Origin of the sequence: Acinetobacter bouvetii (assembly GCF_902753875.1) — a bacterium.
Taxonomy (GTDB): domain Bacteria; phylum Pseudomonadota; class Gammaproteobacteria; order Pseudomonadales; family Moraxellaceae; genus Acinetobacter; species Acinetobacter bouvetii_A.
The window spans coordinates 1-24,707 of sequence record NZ_CADDTS010000027.1 but is presented as its reverse complement, the minus strand read 5'-3'; the positions used below and the strand labels follow the sequence as shown (position 1 = coordinate 24,707).

General features: G+C 41.1%; 23 protein-coding genes and 2 tRNA genes. 13 read left to right on the top strand and 12 right to left on the bottom strand.

Features of this window, described 5'->3' with window-relative positions; all coding sequences use genetic code 11:
• Window positions 1-168: 168 nt before the first annotated feature.
• Complete coding sequence (gene mrdA / locus FB6_RS07765) at window positions 169-2,184, top strand: penicillin-binding protein 2 (protein ID WP_174559463.1); 2,016 nt, start codon at window positions 169-171, stop codon at window positions 2,182-2,184.
• Window positions 2,185-2,187: 3 nt separating this feature from the next.
• Window positions 2,188-2,745 carry a 16S rRNA (guanine(966)-N(2))-methyltransferase RsmD gene (rsmD, locus tag FB6_RS07760; RefSeq protein WP_174559462.1) on the top strand — a complete coding sequence of 186 codons (558 nt, stop codon included), beginning with the start codon at window positions 2,188-2,190 and terminating at the stop codon, window positions 2,743-2,745.
• 121 nt (window positions 2,746-2,866) lie between these two features.
• Here rsmD and FB6_RS07755 read toward each other — a convergent pair whose 3' ends face one another.
• On the bottom strand, window positions 2,867-3,070 hold the full coding sequence (locus FB6_RS07755) for a hypothetical protein (RefSeq protein WP_174559461.1): 204 nt from the start codon (window positions 3,068-3,070) through the stop codon (window positions 2,867-2,869).
• A gap of 243 nt (window positions 3,071-3,313) precedes the next feature.
• Between FB6_RS07755 and FB6_RS07750 the strand changes: the two genes are divergently transcribed.
• Together FB6_RS07750 and FB6_RS07745 are read left to right on the top strand one after the other, a co-directional pair.
• Window positions 3,314-4,048 (top strand): sulfite exporter TauE/SafE family protein, encoded by a 735-nt coding sequence (locus FB6_RS07750; RefSeq protein ID WP_174559460.1) that lies wholly within the window; start codon window positions 3,314-3,316, stop codon window positions 4,046-4,048.
• Window positions 4,049-4,235: 187 nt separating this feature from the next.
• Entirely contained in the window at window positions 4,236-4,565 is a 330-nt protein-coding gene (locus tag FB6_RS07745) for a hypothetical protein (protein ID WP_174559459.1), read from the top strand.
• 52 nt (window positions 4,566-4,617) lie between these two features.
• Here FB6_RS07745 and FB6_RS07740 read toward each other — a convergent pair whose 3' ends face one another.
• Window positions 4,618-5,205 (bottom strand): 1-acyl-sn-glycerol-3-phosphate acyltransferase, encoded by a 588-nt coding sequence (locus FB6_RS07740; RefSeq protein ID WP_174559458.1) that lies wholly within the window; start codon window positions 5,203-5,205, stop codon window positions 4,618-4,620.
• A gap of 343 nt (window positions 5,206-5,548) precedes the next feature.
• On the opposite strand from FB6_RS07740, the gene FB6_RS07735 reads away from it, so the two are divergent.
• Both FB6_RS07735 and FB6_RS07730 read left to right on the top strand, forming a co-directional pair.
• On the top strand, window positions 5,549-6,046 hold the full coding sequence (locus tag FB6_RS07735) for a copper resistance protein NlpE (protein WP_174559457.1): 498 nt from the start codon (window positions 5,549-5,551) through the stop codon (window positions 6,044-6,046).
• A 186-nt stretch (window positions 6,047-6,232) separates the two neighbouring features.
• On the top strand, window positions 6,233-7,483 hold the full coding sequence (locus tag FB6_RS07730) for a hypothetical protein (protein ID WP_174559456.1): 1,251 nt from the start codon (window positions 6,233-6,235) through the stop codon (window positions 7,481-7,483).
• A 158-nt stretch (window positions 7,484-7,641) separates the two neighbouring features.
• On the opposite strand, the gene FB6_RS07725 is transcribed toward FB6_RS07730, so the two are convergent.
• The 5 genes from FB6_RS07725 to FB6_RS07705 all read right to left on the bottom strand — a co-directional run bounded on the left by FB6_RS07725 (window position 7,642) and on the right by FB6_RS07705 (window position 12,818).
• Window positions 7,642-8,799, bottom strand: a complete 1,158-nt coding sequence (locus FB6_RS07725) for a helix-turn-helix transcriptional regulator (RefSeq protein WP_174559455.1) — start codon at window positions 8,797-8,799, stop codon at window positions 7,642-7,644.
• A 142-nt stretch (window positions 8,800-8,941) separates the two neighbouring features.
• Window positions 8,942-10,576 (bottom strand): chaperonin GroEL, encoded by a 1,635-nt coding sequence (gene groL, locus FB6_RS07720; RefSeq protein WP_174559454.1) that lies wholly within the window; start codon window positions 10,574-10,576, stop codon window positions 8,942-8,944.
• A 72-nt stretch (window positions 10,577-10,648) separates the two neighbouring features.
• Window positions 10,649-10,939, bottom strand: a complete 291-nt coding sequence (locus FB6_RS07715; RefSeq protein ID WP_174559453.1) for a co-chaperone GroES — start codon at window positions 10,937-10,939, stop codon at window positions 10,649-10,651.
• Window positions 10,940-11,125: 186 nt separating this feature from the next.
• A complete protein-coding gene (locus tag FB6_RS07710) occupies window positions 11,126-11,899 on the bottom strand; it encodes a metallophosphoesterase family protein (RefSeq protein WP_174559452.1) in 774 nt (257 codons plus the stop codon).
• Window positions 11,880-12,818 (bottom strand): diacylglycerol/lipid kinase family protein, encoded by a 939-nt coding sequence (locus FB6_RS07705; protein WP_174559451.1) that lies wholly within the window; start codon window positions 12,816-12,818, stop codon window positions 11,880-11,882. Before FB6_RS07705 ends, FB6_RS07710 begins: the two co-directional genes overlap by 20 nt.
• Before the next feature lie 417 nt (window positions 12,819-13,235).
• Between FB6_RS07705 and FB6_RS07700 the strand changes: the two genes are divergently transcribed.
• Window positions 13,236-15,068 carry a phosphoenolpyruvate carboxykinase (GTP) gene (locus FB6_RS07700; protein WP_174559450.1) on the top strand — a complete coding sequence of 611 codons (1,833 nt, stop codon included), beginning with the start codon at window positions 13,236-13,238 and terminating at the stop codon, window positions 15,066-15,068.
• A gap of 102 nt (window positions 15,069-15,170) precedes the next feature.
• Entirely contained in the window at window positions 15,171-15,536 is a 366-nt protein-coding gene (locus tag FB6_RS07695; RefSeq protein ID WP_174559449.1) for a hypothetical protein, read from the top strand.
• Window positions 15,537-15,639: 103 nt separating this feature from the next.
• On the opposite strand, the gene glpD is transcribed toward FB6_RS07695, so the two are convergent.
• Complete coding sequence (glpD, locus tag FB6_RS07690) at window positions 15,640-17,160, bottom strand: glycerol-3-phosphate dehydrogenase (protein WP_174559448.1); 1,521 nt, start codon at window positions 17,158-17,160, stop codon at window positions 15,640-15,642.
• Between the two features lie 315 nt (window positions 17,161-17,475).
• Here glpD and FB6_RS07685 point away from each other — a divergent pair, with 315 nt between their 5' ends.
• The 3 genes from FB6_RS07685 to FB6_RS07675 all read left to right on the top strand — a co-directional run bounded on the left by FB6_RS07685 (window position 17,476) and on the right by FB6_RS07675 (window position 20,953).
• Window positions 17,476-18,783, top strand: coding sequence for an MFS transporter (locus tag FB6_RS07685; protein WP_174559447.1), 1,308 nt, complete (start codon window positions 17,476-17,478; stop codon window positions 18,781-18,783).
• Between the two features lie 266 nt (window positions 18,784-19,049).
• On the top strand, window positions 19,050-20,369 hold the full coding sequence (locus FB6_RS07680; RefSeq protein WP_174559446.1) for an MFS transporter: 1,320 nt from the start codon (window positions 19,050-19,052) through the stop codon (window positions 20,367-20,369).
• A gap of 155 nt (window positions 20,370-20,524) precedes the next feature.
• Window positions 20,525-20,953, top strand: a complete 429-nt coding sequence (locus tag FB6_RS07675; protein ID WP_174559445.1) for a hypothetical protein — start codon at window positions 20,525-20,527, stop codon at window positions 20,951-20,953.
• A 38-nt stretch (window positions 20,954-20,991) separates the two neighbouring features.
• On the opposite strand, the gene FB6_RS07670 is transcribed toward FB6_RS07675, so the two are convergent.
• Together FB6_RS07670 and folD are read right to left on the bottom strand one after the other, a co-directional pair.
• A complete protein-coding gene (locus FB6_RS07670) occupies window positions 20,992-21,660 on the bottom strand; it encodes a class I SAM-dependent methyltransferase (RefSeq protein ID WP_174559444.1) in 669 nt (222 codons plus the stop codon).
• Between the two features lie 126 nt (window positions 21,661-21,786).
• Window positions 21,787-22,635 carry a bifunctional methylenetetrahydrofolate dehydrogenase/methenyltetrahydrofolate cyclohydrolase FolD gene (folD, locus tag FB6_RS07665; protein ID WP_174559443.1) on the bottom strand — a complete coding sequence of 283 codons (849 nt, stop codon included), beginning with the start codon at window positions 22,633-22,635 and terminating at the stop codon, window positions 21,787-21,789.
• A 153-nt stretch (window positions 22,636-22,788) separates the two neighbouring features.
• Between folD and FB6_RS07660 the strand changes: the two genes are divergently transcribed.
• Together FB6_RS07660 and FB6_RS07655 are read left to right on the top strand one after the other, a co-directional pair.
• Window positions 22,789-22,862, top strand: a tRNA-Cys gene (locus FB6_RS07660).
• A 12-nt stretch (window positions 22,863-22,874) separates the two neighbouring features.
• Window positions 22,875-22,960: transfer RNA gene (locus tag FB6_RS07655), tRNA-Leu, on the top strand.
• 164 nt (window positions 22,961-23,124) lie between these two features.
• Here FB6_RS07655 and FB6_RS07650 read toward each other — a convergent pair.
• The gene (locus FB6_RS07650; protein WP_174559442.1) at window positions 23,125-24,030 is read right to left on the bottom strand and encodes a helix-turn-helix transcriptional regulator; all 906 of its coding nucleotides are present in this window, start codon (window positions 24,028-24,030) and stop codon (window positions 23,125-23,127) included.
• Window positions 24,031-24,170: 140 nt separating this feature from the next.
• Window positions 24,171-24,368 carry a hypothetical protein gene (locus tag FB6_RS07645; protein WP_174559441.1) on the bottom strand — a complete coding sequence of 66 codons (198 nt, stop codon included), beginning with the start codon at window positions 24,366-24,368 and terminating at the stop codon, window positions 24,171-24,173.
• Window positions 24,369-24,707 lie beyond the last annotated feature (339 nt).

The window sequence follows — 24,707 nt, the reverse complement described above, 5'->3', positions numbered from 1 at the left end:
AATTATAAGAACTCTTATATACTGCACTTTATAATTTTAATGTCTGTAAAGTCAAAGTTTAAGCGAAACACTGCCAACTGTTTTGCCGAACAAATATCAATACATCATGACTTGGGTTAGAATATGCCCTTGGTTTTTCCACTCCCCTGTATGTAAGTCGATCGCGTTATGAAGCAGCACTTTCCTTTAAAAAATGTTCAACAAGAAAAGCGCATCTATCGCAATCGGGTTTTTATCTCCATCGGCATTGTGCTGTTCTTTTTGCTGCTACTTATCGTTCGTTATGCTTATTTGCAGATCGCACATTATGACGAATTTTCTACTGCCTCTGACCAGAATCGGATTCGGCTACAGCCTTTAGCACCTGCACGCGGTTATATTTATGACCGTAATGGTATTTTACTGGCCGATAACTATCCAGTGTTTTCAGCCACCATGTCCCGCGCGGATGTTGAAGATATTGATGGTACCGTCAAACGCCTAACTCCTATTTTGAGTTTGACCCAAGAAGATATCGACCGTTTTAGCAGTCGAATTAAAACCTCGAAAAAAACCGAGCGGGTTTCTCTGAAACTGAATTTAACTGAAACTGATATCGCCAAATTTAGTGAAGTCAAATTCCAGTTTCCCGGGGTCAATATAGAAACGCAAATGACCCGCTACTATCCACATGGAGACTTGTTTGCCCATGTGATTGGTTATGTGGGCCGTATCAATGACAAAGAATTAAAATCGATTGATAAAGACTTATACGCCGGCACCAACCTGATTGGGAAAATTGGGGTAGAAAAATCCTATGAAGAACTTTTACACGGCATCCCGGGTAATGAATCGGTAGAAGCCGATGCTCACGGTAATGTGCTACGTAATTTGGGTCGTAAAGATCCGGTACGCGGTAATGACCTGTATCTTTCCATTGACTATGGTTTACAGGTCACAGCGACTGAACAACTGGCTGGACGTCGTGGTGCCATTGTGGCACTTAATCCTAAAACAGGTGAAATTTTAGCGCTGGTTTCCAGCCCAAGTTTTAACCCTAATTTATTTGTCACCGGGATTAGCAGCACCAACTATAGCGCACTGCGTGACGACCTGGATCAGCCACTCTATAACCGCGCTGTTCAGGGGGCTTATCCTCCCGGTTCCACCATTAAACCGATGTTTGGTTTAGGTGGTCTGCACTACAATCTGATTGATTGGAGTACAGCTATTTCTGACCCGGGATATTTCTCTTTACCCGGTGATTCACACAAATTCCGTGACTGGCGCAAATCCGGTCATGGTGCCGTGAATTTGCATAAAGCCCAAGTGGTGTCTTGTGATACCTTCTACTATATTCTAGCTTACCGTATGGGCATTGAGAAAATGAATGCCTGGATGCGCCAATTTGGCTTTAGTGAAAAAACTGGGGTGGATTTACCAAGCGAAAGTACCGGTTTGTATCCAAGTCCAGACTGGAAAATGCGTACCCGAAAAAGTAAGTGGCTGAAAGGTGAAACCATTTCTGTCAGTATTGGACAAGGTGCTTTTACTGCAACACCTTTACAACTGGCCATGGCCACGGCAATTACCGCCAATCAGGGTTCACATATTACCCCACACGTCTTACGTGAAAGCCATGGTGCCAAACCGTATAAGACCCATAATGCCCCTGATGGTAAAATCCAGTTTAATGGCAAACCTGAAGACTGGATTAAAATGCGTGATGCCATGGTCGATGTCGTTGAAACAGGTACGGGACGTGGTATTCGTACACCGCTGTATCACATTGCCGGTAAAACCGGGACCGCACAGGTCAAAAGTATTGCGCAGGGTAAAAAATATAACGAGGCACTGTTGACCGAGCGCCAACTCGATCATGGTTTATTTGTCGGTTTTGCTCCGGCTGAAAATCCTGAAATTGCTGTGGCGATTGTTTGGGAAAATGGTCGTCATGGTGGTTCAGCTGCACAATTGGCGCGGCCTATTTTTGATTACTGGTTATTGACCCGTAAGAAAAATCCAATCCGTCCGGCGGGTCATCAAATCAGTGGTGGTTTAATGACAGCTGGGATTAAACCAGGTGAATTGCCGAGCGGAACAGCGCCACTGAGCACGGATCACAATGCCAATCCAAACAAGCCTCAGACCAATTCAGCTACAGCACAAGCTGCGGCAAGTTCACAAGCGGTAGAAGGTGACTGACCAATGAAAAATCAACTCCGTATTATTGGCGGTGACTGGAAACGCCGCCAATTGCCTTTTGCCAGTGTAGAAGGTTTACGCCCCACTCCTGACCGCGTCCGCGAAACCCTGTTTAACTGGCTGATGTGGGATATTCAAAATGCGCAGGTTTTAGATCTCTGTGCCGGTTCAGGTGCTTTAAGTTTTGAAGCGCTATCTCGTGGTGCCGCAGAAGTGGTGATGATTGAACCCAATCGCACTCAAGCGGCATTTTTAACCGATAATTTGCAATTGCTCAAAGTCACCAACCAACATGCCAAATTGAAAGTTGCCACAGCACAGCAGGTATTGCCAAGCTTAAAACAACAGTTTGATCTGGTGTTTTTAGATCCGCCTTATAGCCTGAATTTATGGCAAGAACTGGCCCAACTGGCCGATCCTTTAATTAAAGATAAAGCCTTTATCTATATAGAAGCCGATCGTGATTTAAATCTGCTGAAATTGCCTGCTACGTGGAAACAGCTCAAACAGACCAAAGCTGGTACCGTGCGTGCAGGGCTTTATCAAAAAGATGGCACTTAATTAATATACATTTTAATGTAGAACCATAAAAAGTAGAACCATAAAAAAAGGATTCCTGTGATGGAATCCTTTTTTGTCAAATGTAGTCCGCAGTTTTAGGTCATCGTAGACATAAACCCGGTTAACGATTGTCGCGGCGATCCCGATCGTATCGATCATGATCCCCATAACGGTGTTGCCCCTTCCAGTCACGATCGCCATGATGTCGATCATATTGACCATTTCGGTCTGAATGGCGAGGATAATCGTCGTCATAATATGGATCTAAAATACAACCACTTAATGACACGGCCAATACAGAAAGTAATATCACTTTTTTCATCATGTTCATCACCTCCTTACTGTATGAACCTAGTATTGGATGATTTGATGTAGAGCAAACGAAGTCATTGTTGGGCTCTTGTAATCATTTATTAGTTTTTATTTATCGTAAAAATATATACGCTCTTCTTCATCAATTTGTTTTAGCAAAAGTTTGACTTATATTTGCAGAAATACAGCTAAATATAAGCTTGGCTTTTCATACTATCTTTTGAATACTACTGACTTTTCATCCATACAGATTGATATGACCTGGTTGTTATTTATTCTTGGTGCAATGGTCGCAGGTTTTGTACAGGGACTGACCGGATTTGCCTTTGCCCTGATCGCCATGTCATTCTGGGTGTGGGTACTTTCTCCACAAATCGCGGCTCCCTTAGTGGTTTTTGCTTCGGTGTGGAGTCATCTCATTTCATTGGCACATGAACAAAAACAGCCACATCTGAATAAAACACTGGTACTTCCTTATTTAATTGCTGGATTGATTGGCGTGCCTTTAGGCACCTATCTACTGCATATTATTCAGCCAGAAACGTTTAAGGTAGTTTTAGGGGTGTTTTTAGTGCTGTGGTGCCCCATTATGTTTTTTAATCCCCAATTCCCACGAGTACAACAGTCAGGCAAACTGGCAGACAGCCTGGTCGGATTTTTTGGAGGCATATTAGGCGGCTTAGGTGGATTTTGTGGCTCATTACCTTCAGCCTGGGTCATGCTGAAAAACCTGTCTAAACAGGAACAACGTTATATTTTAAGGCATTTCAATTTTGCGATTCAGCTGTTTACCCTAGCGGCCTATTTGCTCCAAGGTACGCTAAAAACAGCCCTACTACCCTATATTGCCATCTTATTATTTAGTGTTAGCATCCCTGCCATTTTAGGTGCCAAACTGTTCTACAAAATTTCTGAACGGCAGTTTAAGCATACCGTGTTAAGCCTGCTCTTTGCTTCCGGTTGTTTTTTAATCTTGAGCAGCCTACTTTAAGCTGGACGGATTTTCTCAAAGCAAATTCATATATTGAGAGATAGATGCTTATCTTTCGAAATAAGTCTGATAAAAGACATAATAAATTTCATTCAGTCAAAAAATATCCAATCAGTTTTGTATAATTCATTTCTGATAGAGAAAACTTTATACAATAACTTCCCCCACATTATAAATTCTTCTAGAAATGAAAAACTTGATTTTGTTAGCAGGGATAATTCTTCTCTCTGGCTGCTCCCTAACGACATCTCGTGATATTAAACATGCAGAAAAAGTACTTTCCAACTTTCAATGCAATAAAATTGAAACAGCACAAATGGCGCATAGTTCAATCACGTCCTACCATGAACAAGCCCTGGCTTCTAGCCGTCAAAAAGCTGAATCGTATGTGCAAAGTTATAAAGATGGTGAAAAGCTATTTGATGTTCCTTTAACTGATATCATTGAGGAACAATATGTAATTTATCAAGAGGCTTGCCAGCATTTAGGTGGAATCAACCCAACTAAAAACAACTAAATCGCTTTCGGTTATAAATTTAAAAAGACAGAAATGATCCTGTCTTTTTGCATTATGATGCCTGATGATAACGCGTATCCACGCTAAAATTTTCCGGAAATTTAGCATTGATTTGGGCATAGAAGGCCATAATTTCGGCCATGTCTTTTTCATAATCACCTGTAGGATATACGATTTTTCCTACCCCGGTTTTTTTCTTGGCATAGTCCATATAAGCCAAAGCAATCGGAACACCGGCATTCATAGCTACATGATAAAAACCGGTTTTCCATTGTTCCTGTTTAGCACGCGTAGCTTCAGGCGTTACCAACATCACCAATTTAGGATGGGTTTTAAATAAATCACTCATCACCTGAACCATACTTGGACGGGGTTCACCTGCTTGTTTTGGGGTACGGTCAATGCCAATCCCGCCCATCGCACGTACAAACGGCCCAAAAGGGAATTTCATATAGCTGTCTTTAATGGTAATGCGAACATTGACACCTAGGGCTTTGAGGGCCAAACGAGCGTACAAGGCATCCCAGTTACTGGTGTGCGGTGCAGCAATCATGACGCATTGATCTAAATCCAGTGGCCAATGATTGTCAATTTCCCAGCCCATCATTTCCAAACTTTGTTCTGCTAATTTTTCGAACACTTCAAGCACCGCCCCTAATCAAGTGCGCAGATTTTAACAACGTCGCTAAAATATGAAAGTGCAAAACGTACAATAAATAATCAATTAATATATAAATGTATAATTTATTAAGGTAGCAAAATCTAAAAAACTGACTTTATTAAACTCACTTTAACCCATCAAATTTTAAAATTTATTATTTTTTCACAGCTGGAAGATTGAAATATCCTAAACTGATGTAGACACTAATAACCCCTAAATATTATTGCTCTATCATCACAAAACCAAAACAGGATTCACCTTTAATTTCCACCTATTTTTATTTAATTTTCAAAAACTCTACTACATAAAAAAGGGCAACATCATGAAAAATACATTATTGATCTTGTGTGTAAGTAGCCTGATATTTACAGCTTGCAGTAAACCCCAGACAAATACCCATGAAAGTAATACAGCACCAGATCAACCCATGACGCAGACCACCACCACAGCGCCACCATCCTCAACAATGGTGATAACAACTGGCGGTGATACAGCAGAAACTGCGCTGGATTGGGCCGGAGAATATAAAGGCGTTTTTCCCTGTGCAGATTGTGAAGGCATTGAAACGGAGCTTGAATTAAAAGCCGATAAAACCTATGAGCTCACCCAAGAATATTTAGGCAAAGGCAAAGCAAATGAATTTAAGGTAAAAGGCACTTTCCGTTTTGATGCTGAGCATCCTTCTATCATTACTTTAGATAGCGCAGGAGAAAATCGTAAATTTTTTGTGGGTGAAAATTTTGTTGAAGCACGAGATATTCACACCGGACAACCCATCGAAAGTAAACTCAACTATCAATTGATCAAGCAAAAACATTAGTCCCAAACCAAACAATCTCTTCAAGACATTGATATAAATATATTATTAGGATTTATTTTATAGAACATGTGATCATTTTATTTTTTATAGAAAGAAATAATTCATGACCTCCCCATTTGAGGATATTCAATTATTTTTATCAATTTTATGATGAATTTGATTTTATTCTTTCAGGGGGACATCATAATGAAAAAAACATTTCTTGCACTATCTTTGACACTATTGCTGAGCGCGTGTGGCGGTTCTTCAGATGACAATGCATCAAATACAGGTTCTGGAGGATCCACTCCTTCCGCATCTGTAAAAAAGGGGGTCTTGACGGATGGTCCTGTCAGCGGAGTACGCTATGTTAGCCGCAATGCTAAAAATGAAATCACCCATCAAGGTACAACCAGCGCATCTGTATTGGAAGGCGAAAAAGGGCTATTTGAATATCAAGAAGGTGATACCGTCACCTTTTATATTGGTGATGTACAGCTAGGGGAAAGCATTAAAGCTCAAAGCAAAATAACCCCGCTAGACTTGGCAACTGATCCTGTTATTCGTACGAATCTGCTCATTTTCTTGCAATCATTAGATGCAGATAAAAATCATAGCAACGGTATTGAAATTTCTACTGCAGTTGAAGCTGCTTTAAAGGATAAAGTAATCAATTTCAAACTTCCTACAACCAGCTTTACAGTAGACCCTAGTTTCACCCAAGTTCTACAAGCAGCAGGAACAACACTGGTTTCAGCACAGACCGCAAAAAACAATTTCTTTGACAGTTTCATTAAAGACAACGCTGGTGTATGGCTTTATGAAAATAAACAGGCAAATACCAAGGTACTGCTATATATCGATGCAAAAACAGTTTCTGCTGGCGATGAAAAAGCATTCAATTTCATTCTTGGTCAAGCAGCTCCACAAGATGCCGATGGTAGCTCTGGGATTGAACAAGGTCAGCTAAAATGGGATGCAACCACGGGTGCTATCAGTAAAACCACCGATTTCAGTATTGATACCAATGGCGAATGGGGCTTTTCACATCCGGCCGGCACACAATATATTAGCTACGGTACATTATCCAATCAGCTGATCGTCCGTGATGATGAGGGGTCATATACATTTACCAAGGTCGAAAATACTTCGGGCAGCATCTTGGGTGCATGGATTTCCGGTGGCCAGCTGGCAGCCTTCTTTAAAGATGGCACCTATCTGCATATAGAAACCATACCTGATGATTGCGGAAGCAATGGTATTGAATCTGCGACTTACAGTGCTGCAAATGGTATTTTAAAACCAGTCACGTTGTCTTATGACACGAATGGCTGCGCGGGACTTATTGACTCAGCTTATATAGATCCTGTTTTTGATAAATTCACTTATGTGATTAATGGCGATACTGTCACAACCCAGTATGAAGATGAAGAACCTCGCATTTTCAGCCGCCCTTAAGGCATTATCATGACATATCCAAGTCATTGACTTTATCATCGGTCCTTGACTTGGAAGCTTGATAACAGCAATTCAATATACCATCTAATATAAAAACCAGTTCAGTTGATATTCTTTAAGCTCTCTCAGCTTTCAGCCTTGGGATTGCCCAAGGCTATTTAGTCGATATGCTCAAATTCAATAGTCATTCCCATAAGCTTATGCATCAATTCAGCTTGAGAATTACAACGCATTTTTCCATAAATATTTTTGACATAGGTGCGCACAGAACTAAGCGTCAAATGCAAGGTTTCTGCGATCTCCCCCAAATTCATTCCATTCACAAACAGTTCACATATTTCAAATTCACGCGTTGAAAGACCATATGCTTCTTTTAAAAATGCCGCTGCCAAAGTATATTTTTGTCCCGTTTCTGAAATAGATAGCACCACGTAGGCATGTTTAGACTGACTCAAATCTGCCATGCTGTTCATTCGACTAAATGGTGTCACAGTCAGCATAAATTGTTCACCCTCACTATTATAAACTGGCATTACCCCACCAACTTCATGTTTTGGCAAACTGCCGTCTAACTGTGCAGAATGAATTAACTGTTCAAATCTTTGTTGATGCACCCTTAATGTCGAAATACGTCCGTAGCGATCGAGTTCAAATACTTTGCTACGCTGCATCATTTCTTGTGCACGCTTATTGGTATAACGGACGCTACGTTGCTCATCTATCAAAATAATTCCAACTTTAATTGCATCCAGCATCCTGTACAAATTCTGGTTTTCCCTGCGTGCATAACTGAGTTGTTTATGAATTTGCAATGACCTGCGAATATGTACCCTAATCCGTTTAAAGAACTCCAGTTCTTGCATTGAAAAAGGCATATGCTGTGGAGAACGATGAATACCGAGCACAGACCAGCTATATTCATTCTGCTCCAGCAATACACCGGCAATATAACAAATGCCGGTTATTTTTAAGCACTTTTCATAAAATAGCGATGCATCTGGATCTTCGGAAGAAGCATAATGACTTAAATCCTGATTAATTACCCCACCCACCCCAATCTGCTGCCATAAAGGCATATGAAGCTTCATATCAATTAATTTAATTTGTTCATTTTGATAGGCATCTAAACAAACCGCAGGAATATTCCAAGTATGCACAAAATCATAATTCGGATTTAATCTGTCCAGCGCAGTCAAAATAGCGGTTTTACTCTCTGTATATTCAACAATTTTCTGAATCACTTCAGGCCAAAGTGTCGCATCAAGCCCCGCATCGTAAATCATGCCAATAATACTGTGTTCAACATCAGGATTCATGGTTCAACCCCTTGTATTCTTAATTATTTCTTAAGAATACATTGATCCAGACTAAAGTCAAAAATGCACGAATTATCAAATAATCTAGATAAAAAAATCCCCTCAATTGAGGGGATTTTTTAAGATTGGATGATTGTATGAATTACATCATACCGCCCATTCCACCCATACCACCCATATCAGGCATAGCAGGTTTATCTTCAGGAATATCAGTAATCATGCATTCAGTGGTTAACATTAAAGCAGCGACAGATGCAGCATGTTCAAGTGCAGAACGTGTTACTTTTGCAGGGTCAAGAATACCCATTTCAAGCATATCGCCATATTCACCAGTTGCAGCGTTATAACCGAAGTTACCTTCGCCATTTTTAACCGCATTGATGACAACAGATGGTTCATCGCCTGCATTCGCTACGATTTGACGAAGTGGAGCTTCAATCGCACGACGTAAAATGTTGATACCTACATTTTGGTCATCGTTGCTACCAGTAACACCTTCAAGTGCAGATGCAGCACGTACCAGCGCAACACCACCACCCGCTACAACACCTTCTTCAACTGCAGCACGTGTTGCATGAAGTGCGTCATCAACACGGTCTTTTTTCTCTTTCATTTCAACTTCAGTTGCTGCACCAATTTTGATGACAGCAACACCGCCAGCCAATTTAGCTACGCGTTCTTGAAGTTTTTCTTTGTCGTATTCTGAAGTAGATTCTTCAATTTGCGCACGAATTTGAGTTACGCGCTCAGCAATTTGAGCTGCATTACCCGCACCATCCACAATTACCGTGTTTTCTTTAGAAACTGTGATTTTGTGTGCAGTACCCAAGTCTTGAAGCGTTGCTTGTTCTAAAGACATGCCTACTTCTTCAGAGATCACAGTTGCACCAGTCAAAATTGCGATATCTTGAAGCATAGCTTTACGGCGATCACCAAAGCCAGGCGCTTTCACCGCACATACTTTAATGATGCCGCGCATGTTGTTTACTACAAGCGTTGCAAGCGCTTCGCCTTCAACATCTTCAGCGATGATCAGAAGCGGTTTACCTGTTTTAGCAACAGCTTCAAGTACAGCAATCAATTCACGGATGTTGCTGATTTTTTTATCAACAAGCAAAATGAACGGATTTTCAAGTTCTGCAGTTAAAGTGTCTTGTTTGTTGGCAAAGTACGGAGAGATATAACCGCGGTCAAACTGCATACCTTCAACCACGTCCAAGGCATCTTCAAAGCCTGAACCTTCTTCAACAGTGATTACACCTTCTTTACCCACTTTTTCCATAGCTTGGGCAATCAGTTTACCTACAGTGGTATCAGAGTTAGCAGAGATTGAGCCAACTTGTTCAATGGCTTTAGTGTCAGAAGCCGGTTTAGCAGTAGCTTTAATGTTTTCTACCACAGCACGAACCGCAAGGTCGATACCGCGTTTCAAATCCATTGGGTTCATACCCGCAGTTACTGATTTGATGCCTTCGTTCAAAATGGCTTGCGCCAATACAGTTGCCGTTGTTGTACCGTCACCAGCGATGTCATTGGTTTTTGAAGACACTTCACGAACCAGTTGCGCACCCATGTTCTCAAATTTGTCAGCAAGAGAAATTTCTTTTGCTACAGTTACACCATCTTTAGTGATGTGTGGAGCGCCGAAAGAACGGTCAATCACCACGTTACGACCTTTAGGGCCTAAAGTTACTTTTACCGCATCTGCAAGTACGTTTACGCCTGCAATCATTTTGCTGCGCGCTGAGTCACCAAATTTTACGTCTTTAGCTGACATAATTTACTCCAAATATTTTTTAATTTTCAAGAAGCTGAATAAATAATCAGGTCTGAATTTACTGGTTCAGGATTAACCTTCAAGCACAGCTAAAATGTCAGACTCTTTCATGATAAGTAGCTCTTCGCCTTCTACTTTTACTTTTGTACCTGCATAAGTACCAAATAATACGTTGTCACCAACTTTAACGTCTAATGCACGCACGCCATTGTCAGTTACTTTGCCGTTACCTACTGCAATGATTTCACCTTGAGCAGGTTGTTCAGCTGCTGAAGTACTTAAAATAAGACCACCAGCAGTTTTAGTTTCCTTTTCAACACGGCGAATCACAACGTTATCGTGTAGAGGACGAATATTGCTCATTGAAAACTCCATCAGACTAAGTCTATTTATAGATGAATGACGATGACTTCTTGAATTCCATTCGGTCATCATCAAAATAATTTCGATGACACTTTTGTGGGGATGGAAAAAAGCGCTTCAAGGGCTAAGCCAAAAAAAAGTCCGGTTTTTTGTATTTTTTTTATTCAATCCTTCATCTTTCTTTATTTACTGGGCAATTTCTTCTTTTAATACAAATTCTTTGAGCTGGCTATTAAAGTAATAATGCTCTACATCTGTATTGGGATAAATGACATTAAAGCTGTTGGGCAAACCACGATGCAAGCGATATGAAGTGGCTGTTCCGGCATGAATGTCCAATACCGGATGCTGCGCACCCAAATGGTAAATCTGGTTTAAATCATACACTGCCGATTGATGCAGATGTCCATGCAATAAGCCCCTTAACCCACTGTGACTCCACGACTCCAAGGCAATCCGTCCCAGCATTGGACAATCCTTGACACCATGCGGATCATTTGGTGGCGTATAAAATGGTTGATGTGCAACTATAAGTTTGGTTTTATCCGCTGGAGCACACATTAACTGCTGATCAATCTTCTGGATTTGCTCTAAAGAAATATGCCCACGGGTATGATAATGTCGCCGAATACTATTCACGCCTAGAATATAGAAGTGCTCTGTTTCCAGGCTGCTTTCCATATGTCCAAAGAACAATTTATAACGGGTAAATGGACTAAATACACGATTCCAGACTTGATACAGCGGAATATCATGATTACCCGGTACCACCAGATAAGGTAGGTTCAAGCTTTCCAGAAACTGTTTACAATCGTAAAACTGCATATAGCGTGCGCGCTGGGTTAAATCACCGCTCACCACCACGCATTCCAGCGGATGTTGCTGGCAAAACAGGCGAATAGCAGCCATACAGGCAAGCTTTTCAGTACCAAAATGTAGATCAGACAGGTGCAGAATCATGTGGCACCATTATTTTGAGTACATTTTTAGATACTGAAATTTCAAGCGGCGGCTGCATTTCCACAATTTCGCCATCCAGCGCCACGGTCAACTTCCTTGCCCGTGAATGAATTTTCACTTGATGGCCTGAAAAACTATACACATGCGGTGCATGATCCAGTTTTCCACGAATCAATTGCCATAGAATTTTAAACAAGGTGGGCTTATCACTTTTGGCAACCACCACACCTGCTACCAGTCCTGCCTCTGCGGCTTTGGCAATCCGTAAATTCAGTTCTGCAAGTTGTAACTGATTATTGCCAAAAAAAATCAGCGGGGTTTTCACCGGATATTTTCTACCATCGACCTGAAGTTCCAGTTTCAGTTCTTTACGATCACGAATGAGCACATCTAAGGCAGAGGTGTAAGCGTGTAACGGAAAACGCCCAAAGCGACGGTTATACAATTCACGTCTTTGTATAAATAAGGGGTACAACCCTAAACTGGCATTATTTAAATAGATATGCTCATTAATTTGAGCGACATGTACTGTACGAATCTGCCCTGTCGCAACCACCTCGGCCGCTTTGAGCAGGTCAAGTGGAATATTCAACAAACGCGCCACATAATTAAATGTACCTAATGGCAAGATTCCCATCGGGATTTCCGTATTCATCAATTTTGATGCCACGCTATTTAAAGTTCCGTCGCCTCCAGCGGCTACTACGACACCAATCTCTTCCGCTTGCAAATGCCTGGAAATCACTTTCTCCATCAAATGGTTAAAGTCTGATTCAGCACTCATTTCAAACGCTTGCAGTTCATAACCATATGTCGTTAAATTTGTTATAAGCTCTTCATAGACTTCATCTTTATTCGCTGCATGAAATCCAGATTTTTCATTATAGATAAGGGATAAAGGCTTCAAAATCGCTGACATTTTCTATACTTATTTGAAGTAATTGCTCTAATTTTGTCCAAATTATCAGCAATTGAAAGCATCTTTATGTAAAATTCGAATTACCACCATTTATTTAATCAATAATAATCTTAATAAAAAAAATAATAATAAATATTTGTTTTTAAATAAAATAATTTAAATAAATAACACCCATAACATGAATAAATATAACAACAAACAAACCATTTCAATCTTAAATTATTGTTTTAAAAAGTTTTTTAAACAAATATACATAATCTACCAAACCTTTTATCGTAGTTCTTTAGTCTTATTTTTTTTACGATTTTATGCTTTAATACAGCCACTTTTTTTTATATTTTCATCCTTGCGATGTACCCCATTGCCAGGATTGTACTTTGTACATTTGAATTGTACACATTTGAGATAGGCCTCACCATGACCCAAGTGAACGCACCAGAATTCGTTCGTCATCCTAAGCTAATTGCCTGGGTTGAAGAAATTGCTAAATTAACAAAACCAGCAAAAATTGAATGGTGTGACGGTAGCGAAGAAGAAAATCAACGTTATATCGATTTGATGATCGCTAACGGCACTATGCAAGCGCTTAACCAAGAGAAACATCCTGGTTCATACCTTGCTAATTCTGATCCTTCTGACGTTGCTCGTGTTGAAGGTCGTACTTATATCTGTTCAGAAAAACAAGAAGATGCTGGCGCAACTAACAACTGGGAAGCTCCAGCTGAAATGCGTGCTCGTCTTAACGGTTTATTTGATGGCTCAATGAAAAGCCGTACATTGTACGTTGTTCCTTTCTCTATGGGTCCTTTAGGTTCTCATATTGCTCATATCGGTATCGAGTTAACTGACTCTCCTTATGTTGCAGTAAGCATGCGTAAAATGGCTCGTATGGGTAAAGCTGTTTATGACGTATTAGGTACTGATGGTGAATACGTTCCTTGCGTACACACAGTAGGTGCTCCGCTTGAAGAAGGTCAAAAAGACGTTGCATGGCCTTGCAACGCAGAAAAATATATCGTGCACTACCCAGAAACCCGTGAAATCTGGTCTTACGGTTCAGGTTACGGCGGTAACGCATTGCTTGGTAAAAAATGCCTAGCTTTACGTATTGCTTCTTCTATGGGTCGTCAACAAGGTTGGTTAGCAGAACACATGCTGATCCTTGGCGTGACAAACCCACAAGGCGAAAAACACTACATCGCAGCTGCATTCCCATCTGCTTGTGGTAAAACAAACTTTGCTATGTTGATTCCACCAGCTGGCTACGAAGGCTGGAAAATCGAAACTGTTGGTGATGACATTGCTTGGATCAAACCAGGTGAAGACGGTCGCTTGTATGCAATCAACCCTGAAGCTGGCTTCTTCGGTGTAGCGCCTGGTACAAATACCAAGACTAACCCGAACTGCATGGCAACTTTGCACAAAGACGTGATCTATACCAACGTTGCTGTAACTGACAACGGCGAAGTATGGTGGGAAGGTCTTTCTAAAGAAGTACCTGCTAACCTAACTAACTGGAAAGGCAATCCACACACTGGCGAAGAAAAAGCTGCGCATCCAAATGCCCGCTTCACAGTTTCTGCTGGCCAATGCCCTTCAATTGACGCTGACTGGGAAAATCCAGCAGGTGTTCCAATTTCTGCGTTCATCTTCGGTGGTCGCCGTGCAGATACAGTGCCTCTAATTTCAGAAGCATACGACTGGGTTGACGGCGTTTATAAAGCTGCAACTATGGGTTCTGAAACAACTGCTGCTGCAGTTGGCCAACAAGGTGTTGTTCGCCGTGACCCATTTGCAATGCTTCCGTTCGCTGGCTACAACATGGCTGACTACTTCTCTCACTGGTTAGAACTTGGCGAACAAGTTGCTGTTAAAGCTGAAGCTGCAGGCAACAAACTTCCAGGCATCTATAATGTGAACTGGTTCCGCCGTGATGCTGAAGGCAACTTCGTATGGCCTGGTTTCGGTCAAAACATGCGTGTTCTTGAGTGGATCATTGACCGCTGTGAAGGCCGTGCGACTGCAATTGATACACCTATCGGCCGCGTACCGACTTATGAACAATTGAACTGGACTGGTTCTGACTTCACTAAAGAACAATTTGATCTTGTCACTGCACAAGACAAAGAACAGTGGATCAAAGAACTTGAAAGCCACACTGAATTGTTCAACAAACTAGGCGACCGTTTACCTAAAGCGCTAAAAGCTCGTCAAGATGAACTTTTAGAAGCTGTGAAAAAATCTGCTTAATCACAGATATTTAAAAAGACCGCTGTAGCGGTCTTTTTTTTAATTTTTTGTTGAATAACAAAAATTTTATAACTTAACAACAACCATAAAAGGGGAAATTTCATGTTAAAAACATTAGCACTCAGTACCTGTCTGCTCGGTTTATCTACATTAGCAATGGCTACACCAGAGACCACTACACAGCCTAATCTTCACGTCTGTGCGATCAAAGGTACACCTGACTCTAGCCAGTTCCAGATTAAAAAGCGTATTAAAGTCGCTAAAGGAACTTATGGCAGTGTGGAAGAGCTATATTCTCGTTTTGCAGAACGTGCGCACCAAGTGGGTGGTAACGTAGTGATTAACTATAATGCCAGCCAACGTTTCGGCTTCTGGCCTTGGCGTTTTGTACGTCCAGTGGTTTGGGGAACTGCGGTAAAATGGAATACACCAGTAAACTGTAAAGCACTTGGTGGTGTTGAAATTTAAGTAATATTGAAATTAAAGTTATCGTCCAAGTGACGATCTAAAACAAGATTAGATGCAAATAAAAAGACCGCTCAAGCGGTCTTTTATTTTCTGATTCATCAATTTAAGCTGCAGTATCTTCAGATCTTTTCATCAATAATTTTAAAAGATACTGATCCAATTTTTGTATTTCAGCATCATCAAATTGAAAACCCAGTTTGCTTCTGCGCCAGAGTATATCTTCACTACTTTTCGCCCACTCTTCATCCACCAAATAATCTACTTCTTTGGCGAATAATCCATGCCCAAAGTCCTCACCAAGTTCATCGGTTGCTATAACACCATCCAAAAACTTCCACACCCTCGTACCATAGGCATGCGCCCAGCGAGATGCTAAGGCCAAAGAAACACCATCAATGCGCTGCATAATCTGCTGCATTAATAACTCAACTGAAACCAGATTTTCCGCTCCTGGCAATAATGCCGTCTCAGTCCAAGGTTTTTTCATGGCTGGAAAGTACGGGCCCAAATGCATCATGGCCGATTCTGCCAGTTTTCGGTAAGTGGTGAGCTTGCCCCCAAACACAGAAAGCAAAGGTGCCGTATTTTCATGCTCATGCGATATCGCCAAAGTATAGTCACGGGTAATCGCCGACGGGTTATCAGACTCATCATCACACAAAGACCGCACACCTGAATAAGTATATAAAATATCCTCAACTGCCAATTGGTGTTTAAAATGGTCATTATAAACATCCATCAAATAATCCACTTCTAACGAAGTAATCTTGACCTGATCCAGATCACCTTGGTATTCATGATCCGTGGTCCCGATTAATGTAAATTGCTCCAAATACGGGATGGCAAACACAATCCGCTGATCATCATTTTGCAGGATAAAAGCCTGATCGCCATCATAAATTCTAGGCACAATAATATGACTACCCTGAATCAGCCGAAGTCCATAAGGTGATTTTTGTTTAAGGTTCTGTTCAATAAACCTTTTCACCCAAGGGCCTGCGGCATTGACCAGCGTTTTCGCCTGAATTTGATAGCTGCCCTGCTCATTTTCCAGATGAAGGTTCCACAATCCATTTTCACGATAGGCAGCAGTACAACGTGTTTGCGTTACAATTCGTGCTCCCAGTTCTCTTGCCTGCATGGCATTGAGTATGACCAAACGTGCATCATCTACAGCACAGTCAGAATATTCAAATCCCTGTGTCATTTCATCTTTTAAAGGACTGGTTACAGCTTCAAAACTGATATGTTTACAAGGCGCTAATTTTTTCCGTTTCCCCAGATGATCATAAATAAATAAACCGGTACGGATTAGCCATGCAGGGCGCAAATGCGGTTGATGCGGCATAATAAAACGCAGCGCGCGAATAATATGCGGTGCTTTAGCCAACAGTATTTCCCGTTCCACCAAAGCCTCATGCACCAAACGAAATTCTTTATGTTCAAGATAGCGTAAACCGCCATGAATCAGCTTGCTACTCGCAGAAGAAGTATGGTTGGCAAGATCATCTTTTTCACATAAAAAGACTGACAAGCCCCGACCTGCAGCATCAACAGCAATACCCACTCCATTGATTCCGCCACCGACTACTGCCATGTCATAGACCGGATGACTCATTTGCATAATCACCTCCTCTAGTCTTGTTTAAACCGCTGATTAAATATTCTTGTTGTGCTTAAAAACTTAACACTATTTAAGCAGAAATAATACCAAGAAATAATCTGTCTGTAGCATTGAGTTTAAAGCTGATTAAGCTCTTATTTCACTTTTACCATCGCCTTTTATCATTTAATCAATCTGTTTTAACGCCTAATATCTAAGCTCAGATTAAGTTCTTAATGCAGCACACTTTTTATACAAAATGCAAAAATCCGATGCTTATGTCACCTTACCAATTGCCTTAATATTGAAAAACAATAACAAAATGGACTTGTACAGATGATTGAACAAAACGTTCCTCAGGTGAATCTAGATACCAAAACACGAGTCAAATCCATTCTTGGCGGTTCAGCAGGTAATTTAGTGGAATGGTATGACTGGTATGTCTACGCCGCATTTACTTTATATTTTGCTCATGCATTTTTCCCCAAAGGCAGTCAAACAGCGCAACTACTTCAGGCGGCAGCCATTTTTGCAGTCGGCTTTTTAATGCGACCGATTGGTGCCTGGATTATGGGTATTTACTCGGATAAAAAAGGCCGCAAATCTGGTTTAACCCTTTCAGTGACCCTGATGTGTATAGGCTCACTGATGATTGCAATCTCTCCCACCCATGACCAGATTGGTATTTTTGCGCCCATTATTTTAGTGGTCGCCCGGTTGATTCAGGGCTTAAGTGTGGGTGGAGAATATGGTGCCAGTGCAACCTATTTAAGTGAAATGGCAGAAAGAAACCATCGCGGTTTTTTCTCCAGTTTTCAGTATGTCACGCTGATTGCAGGCCAGTTGACAGCACTCTGCGTATTGCTGATTTTGCAGTTTGTACTGACTGAAGAACAGTTGCATGACTGGGGGTGGCGCATCCCCTTCTTTATTGGAGCTTGTCTGGCAATTGTGGTGTTTTATATCCGACGTGGACTCATGGAAACCCAATCCTTTAAAAATGCCCAGCAAGATAAAAACCAGCCTGAATCCAGCATGTTTGCCCTATTCAAACATTATCCCAAACAGGCATTCACGGTTCTATTTTTAACTGCCGGAGGGACGGTTGCTTTCTATACCTACACCACTTATCTGCAAAAGTATCTGGTCAACACCTCCGGATTTAGCAAACCTGAAGCCACTCAGATCACCACGCTGGCGCTGTTTATTTTCATGTGTTTACAACCTCTAGCCGGTTCTTTATCCGATAAAATTGGACGTAAACCATTGATGATTGCCTTTGGTGTGTTAGGCGTTTTATTTACCTATTTCCTATTTGATAAATTAGGACAAACACATGACTACTGGTCTGCATTCTGGATCTGCCTGGCCGGCCTGATTATTGTCACGGGCTATACCTCCATCAATGCTGTGGTGAAAGCTGAAATGTTTCCAGCGCATATCCGGGCCTTAGGGGTCGCCTTACCTTATGCACTGGCCAATACCCTGTTTGGTGGAACTGCTGAATTTTTCGCACTAAGTTTTAAAGAAGCCGGACATGAGTCTTGGTTCTTTATTTATGTGACCATTTTGATTTCGATTTCATTATTGGTTTACATTTTTATGAAAGACACCAAGCATCATTCCGAGATCAAGGAACATTAATCCCTTATGATCAAAAAAGGCCTTTCGTATTGAAAGGCCTTTTTATTTGTAAATTATTTGAATAAAAATAATTATTTAATAATAACAAACGTTCAAAATCCACACATAGCCTAGACTAAAGTCGAATGAAGAAGCAACAGAATAGGCGTATAACATAACTGTAAAAATTTATTTCTATCTTCCACTACAAAATATATGTTTTTGAATTTTTCATCATGAAGAATTTAAAAGGATGTGTTTTGCCAACAATTTTTTGGAGAATTGTTGTGACAGATTCATCTCCTCAGGTTGCAGATGTGCAACTTGATAGAAAAACTCGTGTTAAATCTATCCTTGGCGGTTCTGCTGGTAACTTGGTTGAATGGTATGACTGGTATGTCTATGCCGCGTTCACTCTGTACTTTGCTTCTCAATTCTTCCCTGAAGGTGATGATACTGTAAAACTGCTCCAAGCCGCTGCCGTATTTGCGCTCGGTTTCCTTATGCGCCCGATTGGCGCATGGATTATGGGCATTTACGCTGACCGTAAAGGACGTAAAGCCGGTCTGACTCTATCTGTATCATTGATGTGTGTGGGTTCACTCATTATTGCCTGCGCACCGACTTATGCCTCTGTGGGCATGCTTGCACCAGCATTACTGTTATTCGCACGCCTGTTACAAGGTTTGAGTGTTGGTGGTGAATATGGTTCCAGTGCAACGTACTTAACTGAAATGGCAGGGAAACATCATCGTGGTTTCTTCTCCAGCTTCCAGTATGTAACTTTAATTTCAGGTCAGCTACTTGCTCTTTGCGTACTCATCATTTTACAACGCACCTTAACTGAAGGTCAGCTCACCGAGTGGGGCTGGCGTATCCCCTTCCTGATTGGTGCCTTGCTGGCGATTGTGGTGTTCTGGATTCGTCGCGGTTTGGTAGAAACCCAGTCTTCCAAAGAAGCTCAAGAACAAGCGAAAAATGGTGGCCCTAAATCAGGTGCCTTGGCTTTATTTACAAAATACCCAAAACAAGCCTTCACCGTGATTATGTTGACTGCAGGCGGTACACTTGCCTTCAATACCTTCACCACTTATTTGCAAAAATATCTGGTCAATACTTCAGGTTTTGAAAAAACCACAGCGACTGAAATTACCACTGCAGCGATCTTCATCTTTATGCTGTTACAGCCTGTAGTCGGTGCATTGTCGGATAAAATTGGCCGTAAACCAATTATGATCGCTTTTGGTGTACTGGGCGTATTGTTCACTATTCCTATCTTTAATGGTTTAGGTTCAACAACCAATCCAACCACTGCTTTCATGCTTTGTATGAGTGGCATGGTGATTGTCACTGGCTATACTGCCATTAATGCGGTAGTGAAAGCTGAACTGTTCCCTGCACATATTCGTGCATTAGGTGTTGCACTGCCTTATGCGATTGCCAATACCCTGTTTGGTGGTACTGCAGAATTGGTGGCGTTAAGCTTTAAAAATGCCGGTCATGAAAACTACTTCTTCTATTACATTACCTTTATGATTGGTTTGTCTTTGATTACTTATGTATTTATGAAAGACACCAAAAAGCACAGCATGATTACCGACAACTAAGTCCGTTTCATTTTAATTGAATATTCACATAAAAAAGCTTTCCAACTTGTCACAATTGGAAAGCTTTTTTTATGGCTAAAAGAGAGCTTGAAGATCGTTAAAAAAACAGGCTTATGGCATACTGAATAGAATAATAATGCTTGGAACTTTTGAAGATGAACAATAGATATAAATTGCTAGGCTTAGGTTTTATAGCGCTTGGACTGGTTGCATGTCAAAGTACTCCACGTCAATACAACGGTAATGTCGGTTATCAGGTTGAGAGTCAATCCAATGGCAGTGCCACACTGGCTTATACCCTTGCCGGCCGTCAAAATCAGCAAATGGATGAAAGCAAATTACAACGTGCCTGTCAAAAAGTCTTGGGGGGCAATAAGCAATATAAAATTGCCATTTTAAGCATCAGTGAAATAGCCAATCCAGCCATCCAAACACCTGAGTATGGTCGTCAACTGGGACATAGCCGTACCAGTATCGGTTTATCAAATACACCAGATCTCTATAACAGTGAAGATTATGCAACCCGTCAAGCTCTAGAAGCGCGTCCAGCCACTCTTAGAGTCGTTCGCTATACTTGCTCTTAATCTTAACAACTGTACTTTAGAAACAAATAAGACGCTGTTTACAGCGTCTTATAAAAACTGACATTTCGAAATTCTTTGGCTTCATCCAGATCTGGCCATGTGGTGGCACTACGTTCATCCAGTTTTTGATAATTGGGATGACTAAAATTTTTCACCCGACTATCTGCCACCCACACCTCAGGCGAAAATTTTAAAAACTCATCCAGGAAAAAACGGTTGCATTGGTCATAAAGCACATCTGCGGCTAACAGCACATCCACCTGCTCAGCTTTATACAAATCATCCAGATATTCCAGCTCCACATCATTCAGTAAAGCATTTTCACGACAGGCATTCAGGCTGACCTGATCAATATCACAACAAATGACACGCTTCGCCCCTGCCATTTTAGCTGCTATTGCCACTACACCAGAACCTGCACCAAAGTCTAGAACCACCTTATCTTTGACATGATGTGGCTCTGCCAGCAGCCACTGCGCCATCGCAAGCCCTGATGCCCAGCAAAAGATCCAATATGGAGTATCGTTCCAGATGCGACGAATCACCTCATCATCCAGTTTATCGCTAGGAAAGACCGGTGGAATCAGCCAGAGTGAAATTGGGGTTTCAGGTAGTTGCTGCGCAAGCAGTTTGCAGTTTGGAATTACTTCATGTAAAGCTTGAATTAAATGTTCTGGGGCTTTAGGAAATTGGAAAGTACAGCTCATTGGAATTTTTATTCGTTTTAGATTGAAGAAATTCCCTCTCCTTTTAGGAGAGGGTTAGGGAGAGGTTTTGAATTTGCTTAAACCCCTCATCCTAGCCTTCTCCCAGAGGGAGAAGGAACAAAAGCATTAACCCAAAGCTTTTTCAGCAGCTTCAACAGTTTGACGAATCAATGTTGTAATGGTCATTGGACCCACGCCACCTGGAACAGGAGTATAGGCAGAAGCGACTTCTTCAATACCGACCAACTGGATATCACCTACACCGCCGCCATCACGAGGATGGAAACCAGCATCTACAACCACTGCACCAGATTTAATCCAGTCTTTTTGAATCAGTTCAGCTTTACCTACTGCACCCACAATAATATCTGCTTGTTTAACAAAGTCAGCTAAGTTTTGCGTACGAGAATGACAAATCGTTACTGTTGCATTTGCTTCAAGCAGCATTGCAGCCATTGGCTTACCCAAAATTGCAGAACGACCTACCACAACCGCATGTTTACCCGCAATTTCAATGTTATTTTCTTTCAGGATGGTCATGATCCCTGCAGGCGTTGCTGAACCATAAGCCGCTTCGCCCATTGCCATACGGCCAAAACCAAGGCAAGTTACGCCATCAACGTCTTTAGCCAGTGAAATAGCATCGAAACAAGCACGTTCATCAATTTGAGCAGGTACCGGGTGTTGTAAAAGAATACCGTGAACATCAGGGTTGGCATTTAATTTTTCAATTTCAGCCAGTAATTCTTCAGTTGTGGTTTCTTTTGGAAGTTCAACTTTCAATGAGTCCATACCAACACGGCGGCAGGCATTCCCTTTCATACGAACGTAAGTTGCAGATGCGCCATCGTCACCTACCAAAATAGTCGCAAGGATTGGAGTACGACCTGATTTTGCTTTTAACGCTTCTACGCGAGTTAACAAATCAGCTTCAATTTGCTTTGCCAATGCACGACCATCTAAAACTAATGCCACGGCACTTCTCCCAAGTGTTGATATGAATCAATTTCGCACATTCTACATGAATATTTTAAATATTTTCCGTTATATGCTGCTTTTCTGCACATCTGCATAAATCTACTATTGTTTTTTTTTCAGGGCTTGATAATATACGCAGCAACAAGAGATGGCGGGGTGGCAGAGTGGTCATGCAGCGGACTGCAACTCCGTGTACGCCGGTTCGATTCCGACCTCCGCCTCCAATCTTGTAAAATGCCCGAGTGGTGAAATCGGTAGACACAGGGGATTTAAAATCCCCCGCCCACAAAGCGTGCCAGTTCGAGTCTGGCCTCGGGCACCATTTTAATACTTCTTAAAATGGTGCAATAAAAGATCCAGCGAAAGCTGGTTTTTTTATGCCTGAAATTTCTTGCAGACATATCATAAAATTAAAGGCCGTTAAGTCCAATACTTATCCGCATCTAACTACAGCCCTACTAAAACTTTAAAATACCGAATTCATATTTACTGGGCACATTTTAAATAGCCGTGCAGACTATCATCCAGTTCTTGCTGTAAATGTGCAGGCTTGACGATTTTCACATAAGGAATCCAGTAACGCACCAAGGGGTTCAATTCTTTTTGATGTCGAATCTGACAACTAATCAGCAATTCCCCTGTTTCCGATTCATTTAAAATCACCTGTTCCGGAAAAATACGGCGTTGCTTGAAATAAATTGCAGCCTCAGGTTGCACCGATAAAATGACTTCCTGCTTTTCGTGCTGAAACCAAATACCATCTTCATCTTTTAATTGCTGCAGCACAGCCTGATCATGTTCAAACCGTGAAAGTCGATGACTACGGATAATTTTCTCAATACGGCCCAGACGGTAAACACGCAGTTCCTGCTTGCGTACAGCCGCCAAGTACCAGTTGCCCATGTGATGAATTAATCGATACGGTTTTACAACCCGCATTTGACCTCGGTAAAACAAGGCAATTTGCTGTCTTTTTTGAATACTTGCAGTGAGTACCTTAAAATGTTCCGCATACTGCGTGGTATCTTCAAAGTTATAACCTTTGGCAGAAAAAACCAGATTTGCGCGGTTATCAAATAACTCTCTTAAAAAAGACATATCTAAAGATGGATAAAGATCCTGAATACCAGACAACTGGGCAAAATTTTGAATGTCCTGTAATTTAAAGCGCCCGAGATAGGAAGAATCCAGATAAAACTTTTTGGTTTTAGTGTCTTGAATAAGAGGAAGATAAGAATTCAAACGATCAAAATCACGTTCTATGGTTCGGCTACTAACGCGAAATTCAAGCGCCAATTGTTGCACGCTCAGCTGATGCCCCACATTGAGCTTGGTTAATATACGGGCCAAACGTTCTGCAAGACGTTCATGTGTTGAAGGCTTATCCTTCATAAAACCCCTCTTTGTGCTTTACAGCACCGCATATAAAATATGCAAAATTATTTAATTATCAAAAAAAATTATACAGCCAAATAAAAAATAATTTTCAAATATTCCCTTCAACTTAAGACTAATACAGAGGCTCTAAAAAGCTATTTAACCAGCCGTGTCACACGGTTTTTTTTGCCCTTACGATTAAGACGTTCGACATAACGTTCTAAATGAAGCATCGCCTGATAAAGCTTATGCAGGTTTGAATGCTCCACCTGATTACGAATAATCGCCTTATGCAGGCGTTTTAAAGCACGGAAACTATGCACACGGGTATATGGTGTTGATATGATCTTCATTATATATTCCCCTTTATCACATGATATTTAACTTAAAACCATCTAAATTGGTCTGGTTAAATTTTAAGGTTAATTTAAGCCACACTTCTGACAGGTTGTGTCAAGCAATCGACATTTTTAACTTTTTTGACCATCTTTTATAATTTAATTTATAATAGATCTCTTTCATAAATCAAAAAACGATCTTCTTTTTGGTTAATATTTGCACTCCAGATTTCTTAGCATTCGTGCATAATCTGCGGATGAAATACATCGATTCAAACAAGCTTTCTGATCCTCAGTTCAAGCGATACACAGGCATCTCATGGTCAACTTTCTATTTGATGGTTGAGCAATTGA

What these genes read in the sequence shown, in the direction of transcription:
- mrdA (WP_174559463.1), top strand. Translation starts at nt 169, where the DNA reads ATGAAGCAGCACTTTCCTTTAAAAAATGTTCAACAAGAAAAGCGCATC.
- rsmD (WP_174559462.1), top strand. Translation starts at nt 2,188, where the DNA reads ATGAAAAATCAACTCCGTATTATTGGCGGTGACTGGAAACGCCGCCAA.
- FB6_RS07755 (WP_174559461.1), bottom strand. Translation starts at nt 3,070, where the DNA reads ATGATGAAAAAAGTGATATTACTTTCTGTATTGGCCGTGTCATTAAGT.
- FB6_RS07750 (WP_174559460.1), top strand. Translation starts at nt 3,314, where the DNA reads ATGACCTGGTTGTTATTTATTCTTGGTGCAATGGTCGCAGGTTTTGTA.
- FB6_RS07745 (WP_174559459.1), top strand. Translation starts at nt 4,236, where the DNA reads ATGAAAAACTTGATTTTGTTAGCAGGGATAATTCTTCTCTCTGGCTGC.
- FB6_RS07735 (WP_174559457.1), top strand. Translation starts at nt 5,549, where the DNA reads ATGAAAAATACATTATTGATCTTGTGTGTAAGTAGCCTGATATTTACA.
- FB6_RS07730 (WP_174559456.1), top strand. Translation starts at nt 6,233, where the DNA reads ATGAAAAAAACATTTCTTGCACTATCTTTGACACTATTGCTGAGCGCG.
- FB6_RS07725 (WP_174559455.1), bottom strand. Translation starts at nt 8,799, where the DNA reads ATGAATCCTGATGTTGAACACAGTATTATTGGCATGATTTACGATGCG.
- groL (WP_174559454.1), bottom strand. Translation starts at nt 10,576, where the DNA reads ATGTCAGCTAAAGACGTAAAATTTGGTGACTCAGCGCGCAGCAAAATG.
- FB6_RS07715 (WP_174559453.1), bottom strand. Translation starts at nt 10,939, where the DNA reads ATGAGCAATATTCGTCCTCTACACGATAACGTTGTGATTCGCCGTGTT.
- FB6_RS07710 (WP_174559452.1), bottom strand. Translation starts at nt 11,899, where the DNA reads ATGATTCTGCACCTGTCTGATCTACATTTTGGTACTGAAAAGCTTGCC.
- FB6_RS07705 (WP_174559451.1), bottom strand. Translation starts at nt 12,818, where the DNA reads ATGTCAGCGATTTTGAAGCCTTTATCCCTTATCTATAATGAAAAATCT.
- FB6_RS07700 (WP_174559450.1), top strand. Translation starts at nt 13,236, where the DNA reads ATGACCCAAGTGAACGCACCAGAATTCGTTCGTCATCCTAAGCTAATT.
- FB6_RS07695 (WP_174559449.1), top strand. Translation starts at nt 15,171, where the DNA reads ATGTTAAAAACATTAGCACTCAGTACCTGTCTGCTCGGTTTATCTACA.
- glpD (WP_174559448.1), bottom strand. Translation starts at nt 17,160, where the DNA reads ATGCAAATGAGTCATCCGGTCTATGACATGGCAGTAGTCGGTGGCGGA.
- FB6_RS07685 (WP_174559447.1), top strand. Translation starts at nt 17,476, where the DNA reads ATGATTGAACAAAACGTTCCTCAGGTGAATCTAGATACCAAAACACGA.
- FB6_RS07675 (WP_174559445.1), top strand. Translation starts at nt 20,525, where the DNA reads ATGAACAATAGATATAAATTGCTAGGCTTAGGTTTTATAGCGCTTGGA.
- FB6_RS07670 (WP_174559444.1), bottom strand. Translation starts at nt 21,660, where the DNA reads ATGAGCTGTACTTTCCAATTTCCTAAAGCCCCAGAACATTTAATTCAA.
- FB6_RS07650 (WP_174559442.1), bottom strand. Translation starts at nt 24,030, where the DNA reads ATGAAGGATAAGCCTTCAACACATGAACGTCTTGCAGAACGTTTGGCC.
- FB6_RS07645 (WP_174559441.1), bottom strand. Translation starts at nt 24,368, where the DNA reads ATGAAGATCATATCAACACCATATACCCGTGTGCATAGTTTCCGTGCT.